Origin of the sequence: Nonomuraea turkmeniaca, from assembly GCF_005889735.1 — a bacterium.
GTDB lineage: Bacteria > Actinomycetota > Actinomycetes > Streptosporangiales > Streptosporangiaceae > Nonomuraea > Nonomuraea turkmeniaca.
Map to the genome: position 1 here is coordinate 1 of NZ_VCKY01000434.1, position 3,852 is coordinate 3,852.

The following is a 3,852-nucleotide window of genomic DNA, read 5'->3' on the forward strand; positions in this document are numbered from 1 at the left end:
GGGTCATGGGGGTACGGGGATGTCCGATCGACTGGACCGACTTACGCAGCGGGACGAAGCGCGTGCCGGGACGTCGGAGCGGCTGGGCCGCGTAGTGGGGCGGGGCGAGCACACTGAAGCACCGAACGAGCCGGGCCGCCCGGAGCAGCGAGGCGAGCACACGGGAGCGCCGGACCGGCTCGGGGCGATTCTGGCGGATGCGGTGCCGCGGGTCTGCTCGGCCGCGGTCGCGCTGATCGCCGTGGACGGCGCCGTGGCCGCCGCCGCCGCGACCGGCGAGCTCGTACGCTACGCCGACGCCGAGGGAACCCTCGCCGCCGACCGCCCGCGCGCACGCCGCGACTCGATCTTCGACCTGGCCTCGGTCAGCAAGCTGTTCACCACGGCCGTGCTGCTCTCCCTCGCCGAGGATGGCCGCATCGCCCTGGACGAGCCGGCCGCCGCCTGGATCCCCGGCCTGGACCGGCGCATCACCCTGCGCCGGCTGCTCACCCACACGGCAGGCCTGACCCCGACCCGCCGCATCGACCGGGAACTGCCCGGCGCCGACCCGGCCGAGCGCCTGGCCGCGATGGTGAACACGCCGATCACCCATCCGGTCGGCGGCCCCTACCTCTACAGCGACGTCGGCATGATCCTGGCCGGCCGGCTGGCCGAGCTGGCCGGCGGCGCACCGCTCGACGTGCTCGTACGCTCCCGCGTCGCCGATGTGCTCGGCCTGGCCGACACGGGCTACCGGCCGCACGCCCTCCCCCGCGTGGCCGCCACCGAATGGAAGCGCGAGCGCCCGGGACCCGGTTGCGTGCGCGGCGAGGTGCACGACGAGACCGCGTATGCGCTGGGCGGCGTGGCCGGGCACGCCGGGGTGTTCGCCACGGCGGACGACCTGCTGGCCTTCGGCGAGACGCTGCGACTGAGCGGCGGGCCCGTGCTGCGGCCGGAGAGCGTGGCCGAGATGGTGCGCGACCAGGGCGCCGAGGGTGCCGCCTTCCGCCACGGGCTGGGCGTGCGGATCGGCGACCCCGCCACCGCTGGCCCCCTGGGCGGCGGCGCGTACGGCCATTCCGGCTTCACCGGCACCTCGTTCGTCATCGATCCGGCGCGCCGGCTCACGGTGGTGCTGCTGACCAACGCCGTCCACCCGGTGCGGGGCCGCGACGGCATCCGCGACCTGCGCCACGCCGTCGCCGCCGAGGCGCTGCGATTGGCATAGCCTTCGAGTATGGCTGTCCATCTGAACCACACCATCGTGCCGGCCAGGGACAGAGACGAGACCGCCGCCTTCCTCGTCGACGTGCTCGGCCTCGACCCTGCGCCGATCTACGGGCCGTTCCGCGTGGTCACGCTCGGCAACGACGTCTCGCTCGACGTGATCCAGTCCGACGGACCCGTGCCCGAGCAGCACTACGCGTTCCTGGTGAGCGACGAGGAGTTCGACCAGATCTGGGGGCGGATCAAGGAGCGCGGCCTCACGTTCTGGGCCGACCCGTACCACCGGCAGCCGGGGCGGATCAACACCAACGACGGCGGCCGCGGCCTCTACTGGTCGGACCCGAACGGCCACAACCTGGAGATCATCACGGTCCCGTACGGCGGCGGCTAGGCACGTTCTCCGCCGCGTCCCTCCTTTCTTGTCCAAGAGAGGGCACTGCAGTACCGCTCCCCCACGCGCGCCCGGCCCAGGGACTGCGCCGAAATGCGGCGGTGAGTGCCTGTAGTCGTGCGTGCCGCGGAACGGGCCTAGGGCGCCAGCGCCTCCAGGGCCTCCTCGGCCCGGCGCATGGCCTCCTTCGGGTCGGCGGTGACGATCTTGTGGTCGAAGTTGAGGTCGTGGAAGACGTCCGTCACGCCGCTGGCGGCCAGCGCCTCCACATCCCGCCTGATCTTGTCGTACGAACCCGTCAGCGGCCGCTCCCCGCCATCCCTGACCTGCGTGACGCCGCGGCACACGAACCTGAACGCCCCCGCGTCCCGCCCCGACTCCGCCAGCACCGACGTGATCAGCTCGACCCGCCCGGCGATGGCCGACAGATCCTCCCTGCTGGAGCTCACCCACCCGTCTGCCAGCCGCGCGGCGCGCCGCAGCGCGACCTCGGCGGTCCCGCCGAGCAGGATCGGCGGCGGCCCCGGCACCGGCTTGGGGTCGATGTGGGCCGGCGGCACCCGGTAGAACTCGCCCTGGTGCTCCACCACGTCGTCCGTCCACGCCTGGCGCAGCACCTCGACGAACTCCTCGCCCCTGCGCCCCCGCCGCTCGAAGCCCACACCCGACGCCTCGAACTCCTCCGGCAGCCAGCCGAGACCGATCCCAGCCGTGAGCCGGCCCCCGGACAGCGTCTGCAGCGTGGCCAGCTGCTTGGCGAGCAGCACCGGCTGCACGTACGCGTTGATCACCGCGACGGCGAGCCCGATGCGAGCGGTCGCGCCCGACAGGTGGGCCAGCGTGACGAGCGGGTCGTGCACGCTGCGGTAGGTCGGCCCCATGGGGTGCCCGACCGGGTACAGCAGGCGCTGGAACGTCCACAGCTCGTGGTAGCCGAGCTCGTCGGCCCGCGTGGCGATGCGGCGCATGTTCTCGGGCGTGGCCCAGGGCCCTGACTGGGGTACGGCGAAACCGATTCTCATGCACCCTAGTCTGTACGAGTGGGTCTGGAGGAGGAGCTGGCGGGCATAGCCGCCAGGTACGGCGGCGCGGGACCACCCGTGTTACATCCGACGCGTACGGACGTCGTCGTGTTACGCAGGGGCGAGGTCGTGGTCAAGGCCCACTCCGCCCGCGACGACGCCGACGGGCTGCGGATCCGGCTGCGGGCCGCCGCCTCGGCCGCGGTCAGCGGCATCATGCTGGCCCCGCTCCACCCCGAGGTGCTGACGGCCGGCGGGCGCGCGGTGACGGTCTGGCCCGCGGGCAGCCCCGTCGCGCAGGACGACCCCGACGCGGCGCCCTGGGAGGAAGGGGCCAGGCTGCTGGCCGCCCTGCATGCCATCCCCCTCACGCTGCTGCCGCCGCTGCCCGCCGCCGGAGGGCCGGCGCGGGCCGCCCGCGCGGTGGGGCGCATGACCGGTGACGGGCCCGTCGAGCAGCTCGTCAGGCGGGCGTTCGAGGAGCTGCCTGAGTCGGCGCCGGCGCCGGGGCTGCTGACGCACGGCGACTGGCACCTGGGTCAGCTCGTGTGCCGCGACCGCTGGCTGCTCATCGACGTGGACGACCTGGGCGTCGGCGACCCGGCGTGGGACCTGGCCAGGCCGGCCGCCTGGTACGCCGCGGGGCTGCTGGACCCGGCCGTCTGGGAGCGGTTCCTCGGCGCGTACCTGGCGTCCGGAGGGCCGGCGCTCGGACGGGGGGACGACCCGTGGCAGCGGCTCGACGGGCCGGCCAGGGCGCTCACCGTCCAGCTTGCCGCCGTGGCCGTGCTCAACGCCGAGCGCGACGGGCGGGAACTGGACGAGGTCGAACATTCGTTAGTGGAGTCATGCAACAGAATCGTCCGAGCGTGACGGGGTTGCGCGCGGTAGGTTTCATCCTGGAAGCCCCGAAGCCAAGGAGAGCGACTTAGATGCAGTGCCCTAAGTGCCGCGGGAATATGCGGACCTATGAGCGCAACGGCGTCCACATCGAGCAGTGCGACAACTGCCGCGGGATTTTTCTCGATTATGGCGAGCTGGAGACGCTGACCAGGATGGAGACGCAGTACCACGCGGCTCGGGCCGTGCCGCTCTTCGGCGAGGACCGTGTGCACATCGAGGACAGACTCGACGACGCCATCGACAAGGGCATCGGCATCGCCGACGCGGCGGGCGAGTTCAGCGCGGCGCGCCGGCCCACGCCCATGCCGCGCCACGGCATGGGCG

The 3,852-nt window shown here is 73.1% G+C and carries 5 protein-coding genes; 4 read left to right on the plus strand and 1 reads right to left on the minus strand.

The annotated features are described in order from the left end of the window. Window positions 1-19 precede the first annotated feature (19 nt). Window positions 20-1,213 carry a serine hydrolase domain-containing protein gene (locus ETD86_RS53045; protein ID WP_246149509.1) on the plus strand — a complete coding sequence of 398 codons (1,194 nt, stop codon included), beginning with the start codon at window positions 20-22 and terminating at the stop codon, window positions 1,211-1,213. Window positions 1,214-1,222: 9 nt separating this feature from the next. Continuing rightward, window positions 1,223-1,603: a VOC family protein gene (locus ETD86_RS53050; protein WP_138674185.1), complete on the plus strand. Its 381-nt coding sequence runs from the start codon at window positions 1,223-1,225 to the stop codon at window positions 1,601-1,603. 137 nt (window positions 1,604-1,740) lie between these two features. Here the strand turns inward: ETD86_RS53050 and ETD86_RS53055 are convergent, their stop codons facing one another. Then, window positions 1,741-2,625 (minus strand): TIGR03619 family F420-dependent LLM class oxidoreductase, encoded by an 885-nt coding sequence (locus tag ETD86_RS53055; RefSeq protein WP_138674186.1) that lies wholly within the window; start codon window positions 2,623-2,625, stop codon window positions 1,741-1,743. Window positions 2,626-2,643: 18 nt separating this feature from the next. On the opposite strand from ETD86_RS53055, the gene ETD86_RS53060 reads away from it, so the two are divergent. Continuing rightward, window positions 2,644-3,498 (plus strand): phosphotransferase, encoded by an 855-nt coding sequence (locus ETD86_RS53060; protein WP_138674187.1) that lies wholly within the window; start codon window positions 2,644-2,646, stop codon window positions 3,496-3,498. An 86-nt stretch (window positions 3,499-3,584) separates the two neighbouring features. Next, a partial coding sequence (locus tag ETD86_RS60475) for a TFIIB-type zinc ribbon-containing protein (protein ID WP_246149510.1) occupies window positions 3,585-3,852 on the plus strand: 268 nt, incomplete at its 3' end.

Coding starts and splice junctions, on each gene's coding strand:
- ETD86_RS53045 (WP_246149509.1), top strand. CDS start 20: ATGTCCGATCGACTGGACCGACTTACGCAGCGGGACGAAGCGCGTGCC.
- ETD86_RS53055 (WP_138674186.1), bottom strand. CDS start 2,625: ATGAGAATCGGTTTCGCCGTACCCCAGTCAGGGCCCTGGGCCACGCCC.
- ETD86_RS53050 (WP_138674185.1), top strand. CDS start 1,223: ATGGCTGTCCATCTGAACCACACCATCGTGCCGGCCAGGGACAGAGAC.